The 16,905-nt window shown below is 68.4% G+C and carries 13 protein-coding genes; 7 read left to right on the forward strand and 6 right to left on the reverse strand.

The features are described from left to right. Positions 1-57: 57 nt before the first annotated feature. From Q9R47_RS12480 to Q9R47_RS12490, 3 genes are all read left to right on the forward strand, one after another. Entirely contained in the window at positions 58-366 is a 309-nt protein-coding gene (locus Q9R47_RS12480; protein ID WP_311233515.1) for a DUF883 family protein, read from the forward strand. A gap of 122 nt (positions 367-488) precedes the next feature. Beyond that, complete coding sequence (locus tag Q9R47_RS12485; RefSeq protein WP_311233516.1) at positions 489-884, forward strand: phage holin family protein; 396 nt, start codon at positions 489-491, stop codon at positions 882-884. Between the two features lie 5 nt (positions 885-889). Next, entirely contained in the window at positions 890-1,246 is a 357-nt protein-coding gene (locus Q9R47_RS12490; RefSeq protein WP_311233517.1) for a hypothetical protein, read from the forward strand. 109 nt (positions 1,247-1,355) lie between these two features. Here the strand turns inward: Q9R47_RS12490 and Q9R47_RS12495 are convergent, their stop codons facing one another. Then, the gene (locus Q9R47_RS12495; protein ID WP_311233518.1) at positions 1,356-2,432 is read right to left on the reverse strand and encodes a quinone-dependent dihydroorotate dehydrogenase; all 1,077 of its coding nucleotides are present in this window, start codon (positions 2,430-2,432) and stop codon (positions 1,356-1,358) included. A gap of 34 nt (positions 2,433-2,466) precedes the next feature. Between Q9R47_RS12495 and rpiA the strand changes: the two genes are divergently transcribed. Next, positions 2,467-3,159 (forward strand): ribose-5-phosphate isomerase RpiA, encoded by a 693-nt coding sequence (rpiA, locus tag Q9R47_RS12500; protein ID WP_311233519.1) that lies wholly within the window; start codon positions 2,467-2,469, stop codon positions 3,157-3,159. An 89-nt stretch (positions 3,160-3,248) separates the two neighbouring features. Here rpiA and Q9R47_RS12505 read toward each other — a convergent pair whose 3' ends face one another. The 5 genes from Q9R47_RS12505 to Q9R47_RS12525 form a co-directional block, all read right to left on the reverse strand. Continuing rightward, entirely contained in the window at positions 3,249-3,908 is a 660-nt protein-coding gene (locus Q9R47_RS12505) for a glutaredoxin family protein (protein ID WP_311233520.1), read from the reverse strand. A gap of 67 nt (positions 3,909-3,975) precedes the next feature. Then, positions 3,976-6,015 carry a M3 family metallopeptidase gene (locus Q9R47_RS12510; protein ID WP_311233521.1) on the reverse strand — a complete coding sequence of 680 codons (2,040 nt, stop codon included), beginning with the start codon at positions 6,013-6,015 and terminating at the stop codon, positions 3,976-3,978. A 75-nt stretch (positions 6,016-6,090) separates the two neighbouring features. Further along, complete coding sequence (gene folD, locus Q9R47_RS12515; protein ID WP_311233522.1) at positions 6,091-6,942, reverse strand: bifunctional methylenetetrahydrofolate dehydrogenase/methenyltetrahydrofolate cyclohydrolase FolD; 852 nt, start codon at positions 6,940-6,942, stop codon at positions 6,091-6,093. Positions 6,943-7,045: 103 nt separating this feature from the next. Further along, the gene (locus Q9R47_RS12520) at positions 7,046-7,672 is read right to left on the reverse strand and encodes a response regulator transcription factor (protein WP_311233523.1); all 627 of its coding nucleotides are present in this window, start codon (positions 7,670-7,672) and stop codon (positions 7,046-7,048) included. Continuing rightward, on the reverse strand, positions 7,669-10,248 hold the full coding sequence (locus Q9R47_RS12525) for a PAS domain S-box protein (protein ID WP_311233524.1): 2,580 nt from the start codon (positions 10,246-10,248) through the stop codon (positions 7,669-7,671). The genes Q9R47_RS12520 and Q9R47_RS12525 overlap by 4 nt, the downstream gene beginning before the upstream one ends. Positions 10,249-10,412: 164 nt before the next feature. Here Q9R47_RS12525 and aceE point away from each other — a divergent pair, with 164 nt between their 5' ends. From aceE to lpdA, 3 genes are read left to right on the forward strand one after another with little or no spacing between them, the layout of a single operon-like run. Further along, the gene (aceE, locus tag Q9R47_RS12530) at positions 10,413-13,136 is read left to right on the forward strand and encodes a pyruvate dehydrogenase (acetyl-transferring), homodimeric type (RefSeq protein WP_311233525.1); all 2,724 of its coding nucleotides are present in this window, start codon (positions 10,413-10,415) and stop codon (positions 13,134-13,136) included. Positions 13,137-13,155: 19 nt separating this feature from the next. Beyond that, positions 13,156-14,865: a dihydrolipoyllysine-residue acetyltransferase gene (gene aceF, locus Q9R47_RS12535; protein ID WP_311233526.1), complete on the forward strand. Its 1,710-nt coding sequence runs from the start codon at positions 13,156-13,158 to the stop codon at positions 14,863-14,865. A gap of 13 nt (positions 14,866-14,878) precedes the next feature. Further along, the gene (lpdA, locus tag Q9R47_RS12540; protein ID WP_311233527.1) at positions 14,879-16,720 is read left to right on the forward strand and encodes a dihydrolipoyl dehydrogenase; all 1,842 of its coding nucleotides are present in this window, start codon (positions 14,879-14,881) and stop codon (positions 16,718-16,720) included. Positions 16,721-16,905: the final 185 nt, after the last annotated feature.

Genomic DNA, 16,905 nt, shown 5'->3' on the forward strand with positions numbered 1-16,905 from the left:
TACAGCCGACTTCGGAGGGGCGGATTACCTTTGGGTCTCTATAAGAAAGGCTTGTTTATGACCTCTGCATCCGAAACCTTCTCCAACGCCCAACACGAACTGGAAAAGCTGGTGAGCGATCTGCGCGGCCTGATCTCCAGCAAGGACCTGGACAGCGTTCCGGAAATCCGCCATCTCCGTCGCCGCCTCGACGACGGTGTGACCACGGTGCGCGATTCCACCGTCCGTGCGGCCCAGGAAGCGGCCAACCAGGCCAAGGAAGCGGCGCGCGTGGCGGACCGCTATGCGCACGACGAACCCTGGCGTGTCGCCACGGCAGCTCTGGCTGCTGGTGCGCTCGTGGGCTTCCTGCTCGCACGCCGCTGATCAACCGCAGGCAGGCGCTTCGCGATAGCCGGAGTCCGCCTGCGCAGCGCCCTTGGCCGCCACGGGTTCAGCGCCCGTGCGCGAGAGGCCGGGGGCTGACACATCCGTATTGAAAGGTCCTCATGAATTGGTTGGCGTTACTGGGATTGGAAGGGTGGGCCGCACGGATCCGCGCGGCCACCATAGAAGGTGCCATCGCTGCCGAGGACCGCTGGGATCTGGCCCGCCTGGAATGGGCCGAGGAAAAGCGCCGCCTGGTCTGGATCGTGGTGCTGGCCATCGCGGGCGCGGCGCTGACGGTGATCGCGCTCATCCTGCTGTCTATCGCGATCATGGTGCACTTCTGGGACTCTCCCGACCGCGCCATGGTGGCGTGGATCGTCGCGGGCACCTGGGTGGCGCTCTGGGCGATCACCCTGGTGAGCCTGGTCTCCACGGGCAAGTCGGCCGGCAATCCCTTCCCGCTGACCCGCCGCGAACTCGGCGAAGACTGGCGGCAGATCAAGGAGAGGCTGTGAGCACCATGTCCGCATCGAATGCACCGACCACCGGCAAGGGCGTGGGCCAGGCCGTCGCCGGCCTGACCGCCAGCCCTGAACAGCGGCAGATCCTCGAACGCATCGAGATGCAGCGTGAGCGGCTGCGCAGCCGCCGGCTCGCGCAGACCCAGGCGGCGGATGTGCGCGCGCGGCAGGCGAGAGAAGGCGGGCCGTCCCTCATGGACCCGGACGCGCCGCTGCTGAACCGGGTACTGTGGTTTGCACGGCAGCACCCGGTGGTGCTGGTGGCTGCCGCAGGAGCCGCCGCCGCGGTCGGACCGTCGCGCATCATCCGCTGGGCCGGCATCGTGATGCCGCTGGTCATGAAGATGAAGCGTTGACGTCGGGTGGACGTTGAGGCGGCGGTCTGGATCGGCCGCGGCCCGCCATGCGCGCCGGCCTGCATCAGGGATGCGAGGCCGGTTTTCGTTTTCGGGGCCTGTCGGATGCTCAGGTCTTGCGCATGTCGCGCAGCGCCCGGGCCGCCTGTCCCACGAGCGATGGGCCGCGGTAGATGAGCCCGGTGTAGATCTGCACCACGTCCGCCCCCGCCTCGATCTTGCCGACCGCGTCCTCGGCGCTCAGGATGCCGCCCACGCCGATGATCGGGAATCGCGGCCCCAGGGCATGGCGCAGTTGCCGGATCACGCGGTTGCTGGCTCCACGCACCGGGGCGCCGCTCAGGCCCCCGGTTTCTTCGGCATGGCGCAGGCCCTGCACGGCATCGCGCGAGATGGTGGTGTTGGTGGCGATGACGCCGTCCATGCCGTGCCGCTGTAGGGTGGCCGCGATGACGGCGACCTGGTCTTCCGTCAGGTCCGGGGCGATCTTCACGAAGATGGGTACGCGCCGCTCGCGCCCCGCGGCCTGGCGATGCTGTTGTGCCAGCGCTTCGCGCTTTTCCGCGATCGCGCCGAGCAGCGCATCGAGCGCCTCGTCGCTCTGCAGCGCCCGCAGGTTCTGCGTGTTCGGCGAGCTGATGTTGACCGTGACGTAATCGGCGTGCGGGTAGACGCCCTCCAGGCACAGCAGGTAGTCGCGCGTGGCTTCTTCTATCGGCGTGGTCGCGTTCTTGCCGATGTTCAGGCCCAGCAGCATCGGATCGGCGCCGGGGCGCGTGTAGCGCTGCGACTGCCGAACGTTGTGCAGGAAGGCATCGAGGCCTTCGTTGTTGAAGCCGAGCCGGTTGATGAGGGCCTGCGCTTCGGGCAGTCGGAACATGCGCGGCTTGGGGTTGCCGGGCTGGGCGCGCGGCGTCACGGTGCCGACTTCCACGAAGCCGAAGCCGATGGCGCCCAGCGCATCGATGCAGCGTGCGTTCTTGTCGAGGCCGGCCGCGAGGCCGACGCGGTTGGGGAACTGCAGGCCGGCCAGGTCGACGGGATCGGACACCCGCGGCGACGCCCAGGCCCACTGCAGCGGCGTGCGCTGGCCGCGCGCGAGCATGTCCATGGTGAGTTCGTGGGCGGCTTCGGCGTCCATGCCGAAGAGGAGCGGGCGGGTGAGGGCGTAGGGGATCAGGGACATGGGGATAATTCGGGCTTCACTCCGATTCTCTCCCATGACCACCTCCGCTCCCCTCTCCCAAGACGAACTCAAAGCCCTGGTCGGCCAGGCCGCGCTGAAATACGTGGTGCCCGGCGACATCGTCGGGGTGGGCACCGGATCGACGGTGAACCAGTTCATCAACGCGCTCGACAGCATGAAGGACCGCATCCGCGGGGCGGTGTCGAGCTCCGAGGCCAGCACCCAGCGCCTGAAGGCGCTCGGCATTCCGGTGTTCGACGCCAACGAGGTCGAATCGCTGTCCGTCTACATCGACGGCGCCGACGAGATCGATCCGCGCGGCCACATGGTCAAGGGCGGGGGCGCGGCGCTCACGCGCGAGAAGATCGTGGCCGCCCTGGCCAAGCAGTTCGTGTGCATCGCGGATGCCTCCAAGCTGGTGGAAACGCTGGGCCGGTTTCCGCTGCCGGTGGAGGTGATTCCGATGGCGGCCCAGCAGATCGCACGGCGCTTCGCAGCGCGCGGCGGCCAGGCCGTGCTGCGGCGCGGCGCGGACGGGCAGCCGCTGGTGACCGACAACCAGCAGCACATCCTCGACGTGACCGGGCTCTCCATCCAGGACCCGCTCGCGTTCGAGACGGAAGTCAGCCAGTGGCCGGGCGTGGTCACGGTCGGCGTGTTCGCGCACCAGAAAGCGAACGTGGCGCTGATCGGTGCGCCGGAAGGGGTGCGCACGCTGCAGTATTGAGCGGATGCGCTGCCTGTCGCGCCGGGTGAACGGCGCGGCGTTGCACGGTCGGTGCGATGCGGCCGGCGTGGTGCGCCGCCGGCCGGGTTTCAGAACTGGATGCCTGCGGGGTTGGCGGGCGTCCGCGCGCCCGGGGCGGGGCCCGGAGCCGAGGCCGGCGCGGGCGCAGGCGCCGGTGCCCGCGCGGCGGCGGCCACTGGGGCGGATGCCGGTTTGGCGGCCACCAGTGGGGTAGGGGGCGGGCGGCGGTAGGTGGGCGGAAGTTGCGACTGGCGCGGATAGCCCGCGGCATCGAGGTACTGCGCCCACTCCGTGTCCGAATAGCCGCTCAGCTGCTGCGATCCGATCGTGCCGAACGGCAGGCTGGTGGAGCCGCTCAGGCGCTGCAGGGCGTCGATGTCCTCGTTCGTGGACACCGTGCGTTCCGTGAAGGGAACGCCCCGGCCGACGAGCAGGTTCCTCGCGCTTGCGCAGGGTGCGCAGTCGCTTCCCGTGTAGAGCACGACCGGGAAGCGCGTGGCGATCTGCTGCAGTTCGTAGGGCAGGCTGCTGCCGCCTGCCCCGGCACTGCGCCTGCCGTTCGCGATGTCCGGTGCCGTCTGGGCGTCGGGCGCGCGGTCGGAGAAGGTGACCTTGCCGTCCGGGCCGACGATGCGGTAGACGGTCTGGGCGGCGGCAGGCAGGGCCGCGGCGGCGCAGGCCACTGCGCACAGCGCGGCCAGGCGGGCGGCGAACGGCACGGATGTCATTGCGGGCTTCTCCTGGCTCGGCGGGTGGATCGCGTTGCGGAAACGGCTGCGGGCGGGCGCTGCGGCGTCAGGCCGGCTGCGCCATGCCCTGGTGGCGCAGCAGGGCGTCGAGCGTGGGCGCCCGGCCGCGGAAGGCCTTGAACGACTCCATCGCGGGGCGGCTGCCGCCGGCCTCGAGGATCGCCTGGCGGTAGCGCTTGCCGGTCTCCACGCTGGGCAGGCCGTCGGCGCCGGTGGTCTCCTCGAAGGCGGCATAGGCGTCGGCGCTCAGCACCTCGGCCCATTTATAGCTGTAGTAGCCGGCAGCATAGCCGCCCGCGAAGATGTGGCTGAAGGTGTGGGCGCTGCGGCTGAAGGCCGGCGGCTGCAGCACCGCGACTTCCTCGCGCACCTGGGCGAGCAGGGGCAGGAAGTCCTGCGCCGGGTCGTGCTCGGTGTGCAGCAGCATGTCGAACAGCGCGAATTCGATCTGGCGCAGCGTGGCCATGCCGCTCTGGAAGTTCTTGGCGGCCAGCATCTTGTCGAACAGCGCACGCGGCAGGGGCTCGCCGGTGTCCACGTGGGACGTCATGTGGCGCAGCACGTCCCACTCCCAGCAGAAGTTCTCCATGAACTGGCTGGGCAGTTCCACCGCGTCCCACTCGACGCCGCTGATGCCGGACACGTCGCGCTCGTTCACCTGCGTGAGCATGTGGTGCAGGCCATGGCCGAATTCGTGGAAGAGGGTGATCACATCGTCGTGCGTGAGCAGCGGCGGCTTGCCGTCCACGCCTGCCGCGAAGTTGCAGACGAGGTGGGCGATGGGGGTCTGCAGGCGGCCGGTGTCCGGGCGCAGCCAGCGCGTGCGCACGTCGTCCATCCAGGCGCCGCCGCGCTTGCCGGTGCGGGCCGGCTGGTCCAGGTAGAACTGGCCGACGAGTTCGGTGCCGCGTTCGATGCGGTAGAACTCCACCGCAGGGTTCCACACCGGAGCGCTGTCGCGCCGGATCGCCACGTCGAAGAGCGTCTCGACGATCTTGAAGAGGCCTGCCAGCACCTTGGGGGCCGTGAAGTACTCCTTCACCTCCTGCTCGCTGAAGGCATAGCGCGCTTCCTTGAGCTTCTCGGAAATGTAGGGCCAGTCCCAGGACTTCGGATCGGCGATGCCGAGGTCGCTCGCCGCGAAGGCGCGCAGGTCGGCCACGTCCTTCTCGGCGTAGGGGCGGGCGCGGCGCGCGAGGTCTCGCAGGAAGTCGACCACCTCGCGCGGGGAATCGGCCATCTTGGCCACCACCGAGACTTCGCCGAAGTTCGCGTAGCCGAGCAGGCGGGATTCTTCCTGGCGCAGGGCGAGGATCTCGCGGATCAGCGCGGAGTTGTCGAACCGGGCGGCATCGCCCTCGGCCTGGTCGGAGGCGCGCGTGACGTAGGCGCGGTAGAGCGTTTCGCGCAGCGCGCTGCTCTCGGCGAACTGCATCACCGGCAGGTAGCAGGGCATCTTGAGCGTGAGCTTGTAGCCGTCCCTGCCCTCGGCCTGGGCGGCCGCGCGCGCGGCCTGGCGCACGTCGTCGGGCAGGCCGGCGAGTTCGTCCTCGCGGGCGTAGTAGGCGAAGGCGTCGGTGGCGTCGAGCGCGTTCTCGCTGAACTTCTGCGAGAGCTCGGCCTGCCGTTCCTGGATCTGCGCGAAGCGCTCCTTGGCGGCGCCCTGCAGTTCGGCGCCGGACAGCACGAAGTTGCGCACCGCGTTCTTCCAGGCCTGGCGCTGCTCGGCATTCAGCGTGGCGGGGTCGATGGCCTTGTACTTGGCGTAGAGGCGTTCATCGGCACCCAGGCGCGTCCAGAACTCGGTGACGCGGGGCAGGGCCTCGTTGTAGGCGGCACGCAGTTCGGGCGTGTCGGCGACGCTGTTCAGATGGCTCACGGCACCCCAGGCGCGGCCCAGTTCCTCGGTGGCGACGTCCAGGACGCGCGCGATGGCTTCCCAGGTGGCGGGGAAGTCCGGCGCGGTGACGGTGTCGAGCGCGGTGTTGGCGCGTTCGAGCAGGATGTCCACGGCCGGCGCCACGTCGGCGGGTGCGATGCGGTCGAACTGCGGGAGGTCTTGGAAGTCGAGGAGTGGATTGCTCATGCGCGTTCAGATGGCGGCGGGACGGAAGGGTTCAAGCGGCGTGCGCAATCTCGTCGATAGACGGGCTGTATGGGGTCAGCCGGCGGCGCGTTCGGCCGCTTCGAGGGTGTTCACGAGGAGCATGGTGATGGTCATGGGGCCGACGCCGCCCGGCACGGGGGTGATCCAGCCGGCGACTTCCCTGACGCCGTCGAAGTCCACGTCGCCGCAGAGCTTGCCCTCGTCGTTGCGGTTCATGCCGACGTCGATGACCACGGCGCCCGGCTTGACCATGTCGGCCGTCAGCACGTTGCGCTTGCCGACGGCGGCGACGACGACGTCGGCCTGCAAGGTCTGCGCCTTGAGGTCGGCCGTGCGCGAGTGGCAGACGGTGACGGTGGCATCCTGGGCGAGCAGCATCAGCGCCATCGGCTTGCCCACGATGTTGCTGCGGCCGATGACGACCGCGTGCTTGCCGCGCAGGTCGTAGCCGATGGATTCGAGCATCTTCATGCAGCCGTACGGGGTGCACGGCCAGAAGCCGGGCATGCCGGCCATGAGCGCGCCGGCGCTGGCGATATGGAAGCCGTCCACGTCCTTGGCGGGCGAGATCGCCTCGATTACCTTCTGCGCGTCGATGTGGGCGGGCAGGGGCAACTGCACCAGGATGCCGTGGATGGCCGGATCGTTGTTCAGTGCCTCGACCCGGGCGAGCAGTTCGGCCTCGGTCATCGCGGCATCGTGCTTTTCGAGCACCGAATGCAGGCCGCTCTCTTCGCAGGCCTTGACCTTGTTGCGCACGTAGACCTGGCTGGCCGGGTTGTCGCCCACCAGCACCACGGCGAGGCCGGGCGTGGTGCCGCGTTCCTTGAGCTGCGCGGCGCGGCGGGCCACGTCGGCGCGGAGTTGTCGGGAAAGGGCGTTGCCGTCGATCAGTTGGGCGGTCATGGCGGAATGCGGGAAGGGCGGGAGCGGGAGACGGGAAGTGGAGGGCGGCAGGCGCGCCGGGCAACGGACGCGCGGGCCCCGGGCGGAGCCCGCGCGGGGCGCGTCAGGGCTTGGGCGCGTTCTGGCCGAGGGCGATCTTGAGCAGGTCGGCCACGGTGTTGGCGTTGAGCTTTTCCATGATGTTGGCGCGGTGCGCCTCCACGGTCTTGATGCTGATGCCGAGGTCGTCGGCGATCTGCTTGTTGAGGCGGCCGGCGACGATGCGCTCGAGCACCTGCGCTTCGCGGCCGGTGAGCTTGGAGAGCAGCGCATCGCGGCTGGCGGCCTGCTGGTGGCCGGCGAAGGATTCGCGGGCGCGGTCGAGCATGCGGTCCACGAGGCCGACGAGTTCCTCTTCGTTGAAAGGCTTCTGGATGAAGTCGAGCGCGCCCTTCTTCATCGTGTTCACGGCCATGGGCACGTCGCCGTGGCCGGTGATGAAGACGACGGGCAGCGGCGACTTGCGTTCGAGGAGGCGGTCCTGCAGTTCCAGGCCGGTCATGCCGCCCATGCGGATGTCCACGATCAGGCAGGCGACTTCGCGCGGGTCGTAGCGCGAGAGGAAGGATTCGGCGGAGTCGAAGCAGCGGACGCGGTAGTCCTTGCCCTCCAGCAGCCATTGCAGCGAATCGCGGACGGCCTCGTCGTCGTCCACCACGTAGACGGTACCTTTTTTGGGAGTCAAACTCATGCGGGAGTCCTTGGGGAAGATGCTTTTGCTACAGAATTCGTAGTGTCATCCGCAGGCTGGGCCAGCGGAAGCCAGAAGGAGAAGCGGCAACCGGTGACCTCCGGGCCATTGTAGATGTTCTCCGCCTGCATCCGGCCCTGGTGCGATTCGACGATGCTGCGGCACAGGTTCAGGCCGATGCCCATGCCCTCCTGCTTGGTCGAGAAGAACGCCTCGAAGAGGTGTTCCAGCACTTCGGGTGCGAGCCCCCGGCCGGTGTCCTGCACCGCGAACTCGATGCCGTCCTGTCCCTCCAGCGGGCGCGGCACCACCCGCAGCTCCACGCTGCGGCGCGCCGGCGGCCGCCCGGCGTGCTGGATGGATTCGGCACCGTTCTTCATCAGGTTGATCAGCACCTGCTCGATGAGGATGGTGTCGGCCATCACCGGCGGCAGGCGCGCGGCCACGTAGTGGGTGAGGCGCACGTTGTGCCGGCGCAGCTCCATGTCGGCCAGCTCCACGGCCTCGCTCACCATGTGCTGCACGTCGGCGAGCGTGCGGTTGGGCTCGCTCTTCTTCACGAAGGCGCGGATGCGCTGGATGATCTGGCCGGCGCGCTGCGCCTGGTGCGCGGTCTTCTCGAGCGCGGAGAGCAGGGCCTCTTCCGTGATCTGCTGGTTCTTGATGCGCGAGACCATGCCGCTGCAGTAGTTGCTGATGGCCGTGAGCGGCTGGTTCAGCTCGTGCGCCACGCTGGAGGCCATCTCGCCCATGGTGATGAGGCGGCTCACGGACTGCGCGCGCTCGGCCTGGCGCGCGGCCTGTTCCTCGGCCTGCCGGCGCGGAGTGATGTCGGTGGCGATCACCATCTGCGCGATGCGGCCGTCCACCCAGTTGAGGTAGCGCGAACGCACTTCGAGCCATTTGCCGAGGTCCGGCAGGTAGATCTCGGCGTTCTCGGACCGTGCGCTGGTCAGCGTGTCGGTGGGCAGCCCCATGAGTGCGTCTTCGTCGTCCATGCTCTCCGCGCGGGACGGGTTGGCCGGCAGCACGCCGGCCTGCGCGACGAGCTGCAGATGGCCGCTGGTCTGCGAGCCGAACCACTGCCGGTACAGCTTGTTCGCGAACAGCAGCTCCTCGCTGCCCAGGGGCGCCACGGAGACGGAAGCGTCCAGCGATTCGAGCACGATGGTGAAACGCTCGTGCGAGGCGGTGAGCTGCTCGCGCACGCGGTTGGGCTCGGTGATGTCGGTCATCGAGGTCATCCAGCCCGTCTGCTGGCCGTGCGCGTCGATGAGCGGAGACACGTAGAGGCGCGCGTCGAACAGCGTGCCGTTCTTGCGCTTCACGCGCACCTGGAAGCCGCCCACGGTCTGCTTGCCGCTCAGCTCGTCGCGCAGCTTGGAGTGCAGCACGTCGTGGTCGGGATCGGGCCAGTAGGTGTAGGGCGGCGACTGGCCGATGAGTTCCTCCGTGCTCCAGCCGGTCATCTGGCAGAAGGCGGCGTTCACATAGGTCATGCGGCCGTTCATGTCGAGCGCGCGCATGCCGGTGACCATGGAGTTCTCCATCGCGCGGCGGAAGTTCGTCTCGGCCACCAGGGCCTCCTGGGTGCGGAGCCGGCGGCGCGTGTGGCGCCAGTTGGCGATCAGCATCCAGGCCGTCATGGCGCTCAGCGTGCCCACCAGCCAGAAGAGGCCGCTGCCCACCACGCCCAGCGAGGTGCGGTAGGCCTGCGCGCGCAGCACGAGACCGTTGCCCACGGGAGAGACGAACACCTCGTACTGGTTGGCGCGCGTGGCCCAGGGCTGCCACGGGGATGCCCGGCCGCGCGGCGGCAGCGGCGTGCCGGCGAGCAGCTGGTCGTGCCCGTCGAGCATGGTCACGGCATAGCGGGCGAGCACCTCGGTGGGCGTGCCGTAGCGCAGCAGGCTGTCCACGGAATATTCTGCGAGCACGACGCCGGTGAAGCGGCCCTGCGCGACCAGCGGCACCTGCAGCTGCAGCAGCGGGGGGGCCTCGCCGTTGCCCGGGGCCGCGAGCGGCTGCGCGTAGACCGGCTGCTGCAGGTCGCGCGCGAGGCCGAAGGTGTCGGCCGCATCGCCGCTGCGCAGCACTTCGCCGGCCACGCGCAACTGCCCGCTGGGGAGGGTGGGCGCGGCGTGGCTGGCGCGGATGCGCCGGCGGTCGTCGATCCACGTGATCGCCTGCAGCTCGGGGTATTGGCTGATGAGGCCTTCGGCGCGCGTGACGAAGTCCGAGCGCTCCATGTCCTGGTTCGACAGATCGCGCGCGATGCGCATGATCTGTTCCTGGCGCTCCAGCAGCCGCAGGCGCACGCGCTGCTGCGCGTATTCGACGTCCCGGCGCAGGGCCTCCTGTTCGCGCTCGCCTTCTTCCACGCGCAGGTACCAGAAAGCCACCACGATGGCGGCGAGGAACATGAGCACGGCGGCGAGCGGGGCGAGGGCGGCCAGGCGGTCCTGCCGGGTGGGCGAGAGGCTGCGCCACCAGACGCGCCACCACCGGGCTGGCGCGATGGCTGCGGAAGGTTCCGCGGCGGGGGCGGCAGCGGGCGCGGGGGAAGGGCGGTCCATGCCGCGAGTGTAGGGGAGCGGCCGGAACGCCCCTCTGCACGGATGTGCAGGTGCAGCAATTTTTCACATTGTGGTGTGGCGCGGCGCCATTCGAAATGTGCGAAAAGTATGCGAAACTCCCGTCGATTTACCCCCAACGCCAGCGACTCATAAAGGAGACAGGCATGACCGCTCAGACCGACCCTCAGGCCGGAAAAACCGCTTCGTCCGCCCCCGACACCGACCAGCAGGAAACGCGTGAATGGATGGACGCCCTGTCGGCCGTGATCGACCGCGAGGGGGCCGAACGCGCCCACTTCCTGCTCGAGCAATTGCTCGAGCATGCTCGCCAGAGCAGCATCGACATGCCGTTCTCCGCCAACACCGGCTACGTGAACACGATCGAGCCCAGCCAGGAAGCCCGCTGCCCCGGCAACCTCGAGATCGAGGCCCGCCTGCGCGCCTACATGCGCTGGAACGCCATGGCGATGGTGGTGAAGGCCAACCGCCACCATCCGCCCGAAGGCGGCGACCTGGGCGGCCACATCGGCTCGTTCGCCTCGCTGGCCAACATGTTCGGCGCCGGCTTCAACCACTTCTGGCACGCCGAGAGCGAGAACCACGGTGGCGACCTGATCTACGTGCAGGGCCACGTCTCGCCCGGCATCTACGCGCGCGCCTACCTCGAAGGCCGCCTGACCGAAGAACAGCTCCTCAACTTCCGCCAGGAAGTGGACGGCAAGGGCCTCTCCAGCTACCCGCACCCGAAGCTGATGCCCGAGTTCTGGCAGTTCCCGACCGTCTCGATGGGCCTGGGCCCGCTGATGGCCATCTACCAGGCGCGCTTCCTCAAGTACCTGCATGCGCGCGGCATCGCCAACACCGAGAACCGCAAGGTCTGGGTGTTCTGCGGCGACGGTGAAATGGACGAAGTCGAATCGCTGGGCGCCATCGGTCTGGCCGCGCGCGAGAACCTCGACAACCTGGTCTTCGTGATCAACTGCAACCTGCAGCGCCTGGACGGCCCGGTGCGCGGCAACGGCAAGATCATCCAGGAGCTGGAAGGCGAGTTCCGCGGCTCCGGCTGGAACGTGATCAAGCTGCTGTGGGGCAAGGGCTGGGACGACCTGCTCGCGCGCGACAAGGACGGTGCGCTGCGCAAGATCATGATGGAGTGCAACGACGGCGATTACCAGTCGTTCAAGGCCAATGACGGCGCCTACGTGCGCAAGAACTTCTTCGGCCGCGATCCGCGCACGCTGAAGATGGTCGAGCACATGAGCGACGACGAGATCTGGAACCTGCGCCGCGGCGGCCACGACGCACAGAAGGTCTATGCGGCCTTCAAGGCGGCCAACGAGCACGAGGGCCAGCCCACCGTGCTGCTGGTGAAGACCGTCAAGGGCTTCGGCATGGGCAAGATCGGCGAGGGCAAGAACACCGTCCACCAGACCAAGAAGCTCGGCGACGAGGACATCAAGGCCTTCCGCGACCGCTTCAACATCCCGATCCCCGACAGCCAGATCGCCGATCTGCCGTTCTACAAGCCGGCCGACGACACGCCGGAGATGAAGTACCTGCACGAGCGCCGCAAGGCCCTGGGCGGCTACCTGCCGCACCGCCGCACCAAGGCCGACGAGAGCTTCACCGTGCCGTCGCTCGAAACCTTCAAGGCCGTGCTCGATCCGACGCCCGAAGGCCGCGAGATCTCCACCACGCAGGCCTACGTGCGCTTCCTCACGCAGCTGCTGCGCGACCAGGCCCTGGGGCCGCGCGTGGTGCCCATCCTGGTGGACGAGGCCCGCACCTTCGGCATGGAAGGCCTGTTCCGCCAGATCGGCATCTACAACCCGCACGGTCAGCAGTACACCCCGGTCGACAAGGACCAGGTCATGTACTACAAGGAAGACAAGGCCGGCCAGATCCTGCAGGAAGGCATCAACGAGGCCGGCGGCATGTCCAGCTGGATCGCCGCCGCCACGTCGTACAGCACGAACAACCGCATCATGGTGCCGTTCTACGTGTACTACTCGATGTTCGGCTTCCAGCGCATCGGCGACCTGGCGTGGGCGGCCGGCGACATGCAGGCGCGCGGCTTCCTGCTGGGCGGCACGTCGGGCCGCACCACGCTGAACGGCGAAGGCCTGCAGCACGAGGACGGCCACAGCCACATCCTGGCGGGCACCATCCCGAACTGCGTGAGCTACGACCCCACCTTCGCGCACGAAGTGGCGGTGATCATGCACGACGGCCTGAAGCGCATGGTCGAGCGCCAGGAAAACGTCTTCTACTACCTGACGCTGCTCAACGAGAACTACGCCATGCCCGGCCTGCAGCCCGGCACCGAGGAACAGATCCTCAAGGGCATGTACCTGTGCAAGCAGGCGCCCGCGCTCAAGAAGGACGCTCCGGCCGTGCAACTGCTCGGCAGCGGCACGATCCTGCGCGAATCGTTCGTCGCCCAGGAACTGCTGGAGAAGGACTGGGGCGTGGCCGCATCCGTGTGGAGCTGCCCGAGCTTCAACGAGCTGACCCGCGACGGCCAGGAAGCCGACCGCTGGAACCTGCTGCACCCGACCGAGGCGCCGCGCCAGTCGTTCGTCGAACAGCAGCTCGGCAAGACGGAAGGTCCCGTGGTCGCCTCGACCGACTACATGAAGGCCTACGCCGAGCAGATCCGCCCGTTCATCCCCAAGGGCCGTACCTACAAGGTGCTGGGTACGGACGGCTTCGGCCGCAGCGACTTCCGCCGCAAGCTGCGCGAGCACTTCGAGATCGACCGCCACTACATCGTGGTGGCCGCGCTCAAGGCCCTCGCCGAGGACGGCAAGCTGCCCGCCGCCAAGGTGGCCGAGGCCATCCAGAAGTACGGCATCCAGGCCGACAAGGTCAACCCGCTGCACGCCTGACCCCACCGGAGACAACAATATGGCACTGATTGACATCAAGGTCCCGGACATCGGGGATTTCGACGCCGTCGGCGTGATCGAACTGCTCGTGAAGCCGGGCGACACGGTGAAGGCCGAGCAGTCGCTCATCACCGTGGAATCCGACAAGGCTTCCATGGAGATCCCTTCCAGCCACGCCGGTGTGGTGAAGGAGCTCAAGGTCAAGATCGGCGACCAGGTGAGCGAAGGCTCCGTGATCGTCGTGGTCGAGGCGGACGGCGAGGGCGCCCAGCCCGCGGCCGCACCGGCTCCGGCCGCTGCCGCTTCGCCCGCACCCGCGGCGACCGAGTCGCAGGCACCGGCCCCCGCACCCGCGGCGGCAGCGCCGGCTCCGGCTCCGGCTCCTGCCGTCGCCGGCCCGATCGAAGTGAAGGTGCCCGACATCGGCGACTTCAAGGACGTGGCCGTCATCGAGCTGCTCGTGAAGGTCGGCGACACGGTGAAGGCCGAGCAGTCCCTCTTCACCGTCGAATCCGACAAGGCCTCGATGGAGATCCCGTCGCCCGCCGCCGGCGTGGTGAAGGAGATCAGGATCAAGGTGGGCGACACGGTCAACGTGGGCGACTTCGTGGCCGTGCTGGAGGGCTCTGCGCCCGCCGCTGCCGCTTCTCCGGCCCCCGCTGCGGCTCCGGCCGCTGCCGCATCCGCACCGGCGCCGCAGGCTTCGGCACCGGCTCCTGCTGCCGCGGCGCCGTCCGCTGCCGCACCGTCCGCACCGGCTCCGGCACCGCACGCCCCCGGCGCTGCGCCCGTCGGCCTGCCGCATGCCTCGCCCTCGGTGCGCAAGTTCGCGCGCGAACTGGGCGTGCCGCTGGAGGAACTCAAGGGTTCCGGCCCCAAGGGCCGCATCACGCAGGAAGACGTGCAGGCGTTCACCAGGCAGGTGATGGCCGGCGGCGTGCAGACCAAGGCCCAGGCCGCCAAGGCGCCTGCCGGCGGCGGTGGCTCCGGCGTGGGCATGGACCTGCTGCCCTGGCCGAAGGTGGACTTCGCCAAGTTCGGCGGCGTGGAGCGCAAGGACCTCTCGCGGATCAAGAAGATCAGCGGCGCGAACCTGCACCGCAACTGGGTGATGATCCCCCACGTCACCAACAACGACGAAGCCGACATCACCGAGCTGGAAGCCTTCCGCGTCTCCACCAACAAGGAGAACGAGAAGTCCGGCGTGAAGGTGACGATGCTCGCCTTCGTGATCAAGGCCGTGGTGGCCGCGCTCAAGAAGTTCCCCGAGTTCAACACCAGCCTGGACGGCGACACGCTCGTCTACAAGCAGTACTTCCACATCGGCTTCGCGGCGGACACGCCGAACGGCCTGGTCGTGCCGGTGCTGAAGGATGCCGACAAGAAGGGCATCCTGCAGATCAGCCAGGAAATGGGCGAACTCGCCAAGAAGGCCCGCGACGGCAAGCTCGGCGCGGCCGACATGCAGGGCGGCTGCTTCTCGATCTCGTCGCTCGGCGGCATCGGCGGCACGCACTTCACGCCCATCATCAACGCCCCCGAAGTGGCCATCCTGGGCCTCTCCAAGGGCCAGATGAAGCCGGTGTGGGACGGCAAGCAGTTCGTGCCGCGCCTGGTGCTGCCGCTGTCGCTCTCCTACGACCACCGCGTGATCGACGGTGCGAGCGCCGCGCGCTTCAACGCCTACCTGGGCCAGGTGCTGGCGGACTACCGCCGCATCCTGCTGTAAAGGAGCTGATCCCATGGCAGTGATCGACATCAAGGTACCCGACATCGGTGATTTCTCCGAAGTCGGCGTGATCGAAGTGCTGGTGAAAGCCGGCGACACCATCAAGGTGGAACAGAGCCTCATCACCGTCGAATCCGACAAGGCATCGATGGAAATCCCGTCGAGCCACGCCGGCGTCGTCAAGGAGGTGAAGGTGAAGGTCGGCGACAAGGTCGCCGAAGGCTCGGTGGTGCTGACGCTGGAGGCCGCCGATGCGGCTGCCGCGCCGGCATCCGCACCGGCGGCGGCTGCGGCGCCTGCCCAGGCCGCCGCATCGGCCCCCCGTGCCGCACCGGCCCCCGCGCCCGCCGCGGCGAGCTTCGGCGGCAATGCCGACGTCGAATGCGACGTGCTGGTGCTGGGCGGCGGCCCCGGCGGCTACAGCGCCGCCTTCCGCGCAGCCGACCTGGGTCTGAAGGTCGTGATCGTCGAGCGGTATTCGACGCTCGGCGGTGTCTGCCTGAACGTGGGCTGCATTCCGTCCAAGGCGCTGCTGCACGTGGCGGCGGTGATCGACGAGGTAAGCCACCTCAAGACGGCCGGCATCGACTTCGGCGCGCCCAAGGTGGACATCGACACCCTGCGCGGCCACAAGGAAAAGGTCATCGGCAAGCTGACCGGCGGCCTGGCCGCCATGGCCAAGATGCGCAAGGTGACCACCGTGCGCGGCGTGGGCCAGTTCGTGGGCGCCAACCACCTGGAGGTGGAGGAAACCACCGGCGCCAAGGGCCAGGAGAAGACGGGCAGCAAGAAGGTCGTGGCCTTCAAGCGCGCGATCATCGCCGCCGGCTCGCAGGCCGTGCACCTGCCGTTCATGCCCCAAGACCCGCGGGTGGTCGATTCGACCGGCGCGCTGGAGCTGAAGGATGTGCCCAAACGCATGCTGATCCTCGGCGGCGGCATCATCGGCCTGGAAATGGGCACCGTCTATTCCACGCTGGGCGCCCGCCTGGACGTGGTCGAGATGATGGACGGCCTGATGCAGGGCGCCGACCGCGACCTGGTCAAGGTGTGGCAGAAGATGAACGCCCACCGCTTCGACCACATCATGCTCCAGACCAAGACCGTCGGCGCCGAAGCCACGCCCGAAGGCATCAAGGTCAGCTTCGCTGCAGCGGAAGAGGGCGGCAAGGCGCCCGAGCCACAGGTCTATGACCTGGTGCTGCAGGCCGTGGGCCGCACGCCCAACGGCAAGAAGATCGGCGCCGAGAAGGCCGGCGTGGCCGTGAGCGACCGCGGCTTCATCGACGTGGACGTGCAGATGCGCACCAACGTGCCGCACATCTTCGCCATCGGCGACATCGTGGGCCAGCCCATGCTGGCGCACAAGGCGGTGCATGAAGCGCACGTGGCGGCCGAGGTGATCGCGGGCGAACTCACGGGCGACAAGGCGCTGGCCTCCGCCGCGTTCAACGCCCGCGTGATCCCGAGCGTGGCCTACACCGACCCCGAAGTGGCCTGGGTGGGCCTGACCGAGGACCAGGCCAAGGCCCAGGGCATCAAGGTGAGGAAGGGGCTGTTCCCCTGGACGGCCTCCGGCCGCGCCATCGCCAACGGCCGCGACGAAGGCGTCACCAAGCTGCTGTTCGACGATTCGCCCGAGGCCCATGGCCACGGCAGGATCCTGGGTGGCGGCATAGTGGGCACCCACGCCGGCGACATGATCGGCGAGATCGCGCTGGCGATCGAGATGGGCGCGGATGCCGTGGACATCGGCAAGACCATCCACCCGCACCCGACGCTGGGCGAGAGCATCGGCATGGCGGCGGAGATCGCGCACGGCTCCTGCACGGACGTTCCGCCGCAGAAGAAGTGATTGTGCGAGCGGTGCTGCCCTGGTCGGGGCGGCACGGCGGTCCGATCCCGAAGGCAGCTGCGGCTGCCTTTTTTCTTGCCCGGGCCGCACGGGCTCACTGGTGAACACCATGGTACGGGCTTGCATTTAAGCAAATTTCTATACGAAATATTTGTTGTCCCACGCGTTGTTTGTATAGAAAACCG

Origin of the sequence: Acidovorax sp. PRC11 (assembly GCF_031844105.1) — a bacterium.
In the GTDB taxonomy this organism is placed as follows: Bacteria; Pseudomonadota; Gammaproteobacteria; order Burkholderiales; family Burkholderiaceae_C; genus Paracidovorax.

What these genes read in the sequence shown, in the direction of transcription:
- Q9R47_RS12480 (WP_311233515.1), top strand. Translation starts at nt 58, where the DNA reads ATGACCTCTGCATCCGAAACCTTCTCCAACGCCCAACACGAACTGGAA.
- Q9R47_RS12485 (WP_311233516.1), top strand. Translation starts at nt 489, where the DNA reads ATGAATTGGTTGGCGTTACTGGGATTGGAAGGGTGGGCCGCACGGATC.
- Q9R47_RS12490 (WP_311233517.1), top strand. Translation starts at nt 890, where the DNA reads ATGTCCGCATCGAATGCACCGACCACCGGCAAGGGCGTGGGCCAGGCC.
- Q9R47_RS12495 (WP_311233518.1), bottom strand. Translation starts at nt 2,432, where the DNA reads ATGTCCCTGATCCCCTACGCCCTCACCCGCCCGCTCCTCTTCGGCATG.
- rpiA (WP_311233519.1), top strand. Translation starts at nt 2,467, where the DNA reads ATGACCACCTCCGCTCCCCTCTCCCAAGACGAACTCAAAGCCCTGGTC.
- Q9R47_RS12505 (WP_311233520.1), bottom strand. Translation starts at nt 3,908, where the DNA reads ATGACATCCGTGCCGTTCGCCGCCCGCCTGGCCGCGCTGTGCGCAGTG.
- Q9R47_RS12510 (WP_311233521.1), bottom strand. Translation starts at nt 6,015, where the DNA reads ATGAGCAATCCACTCCTCGACTTCCAAGACCTCCCGCAGTTCGACCGC.
- folD (WP_311233522.1), bottom strand. Translation starts at nt 6,942, where the DNA reads ATGACCGCCCAACTGATCGACGGCAACGCCCTTTCCCGACAACTCCGC.
- Q9R47_RS12520 (WP_311233523.1), bottom strand. Translation starts at nt 7,672, where the DNA reads ATGAGTTTGACTCCCAAAAAAGGTACCGTCTACGTGGTGGACGACGAC.
- Q9R47_RS12525 (WP_311233524.1), bottom strand. Translation starts at nt 10,248, where the DNA reads ATGGACCGCCCTTCCCCCGCGCCCGCTGCCGCCCCCGCCGCGGAACCT.
- aceE (WP_311233525.1), top strand. Translation starts at nt 10,413, where the DNA reads ATGACCGCTCAGACCGACCCTCAGGCCGGAAAAACCGCTTCGTCCGCC.
- aceF (WP_311233526.1), top strand. Translation starts at nt 13,156, where the DNA reads ATGGCACTGATTGACATCAAGGTCCCGGACATCGGGGATTTCGACGCC.
- lpdA (WP_311233527.1), top strand. Translation starts at nt 14,879, where the DNA reads ATGGCAGTGATCGACATCAAGGTACCCGACATCGGTGATTTCTCCGAA.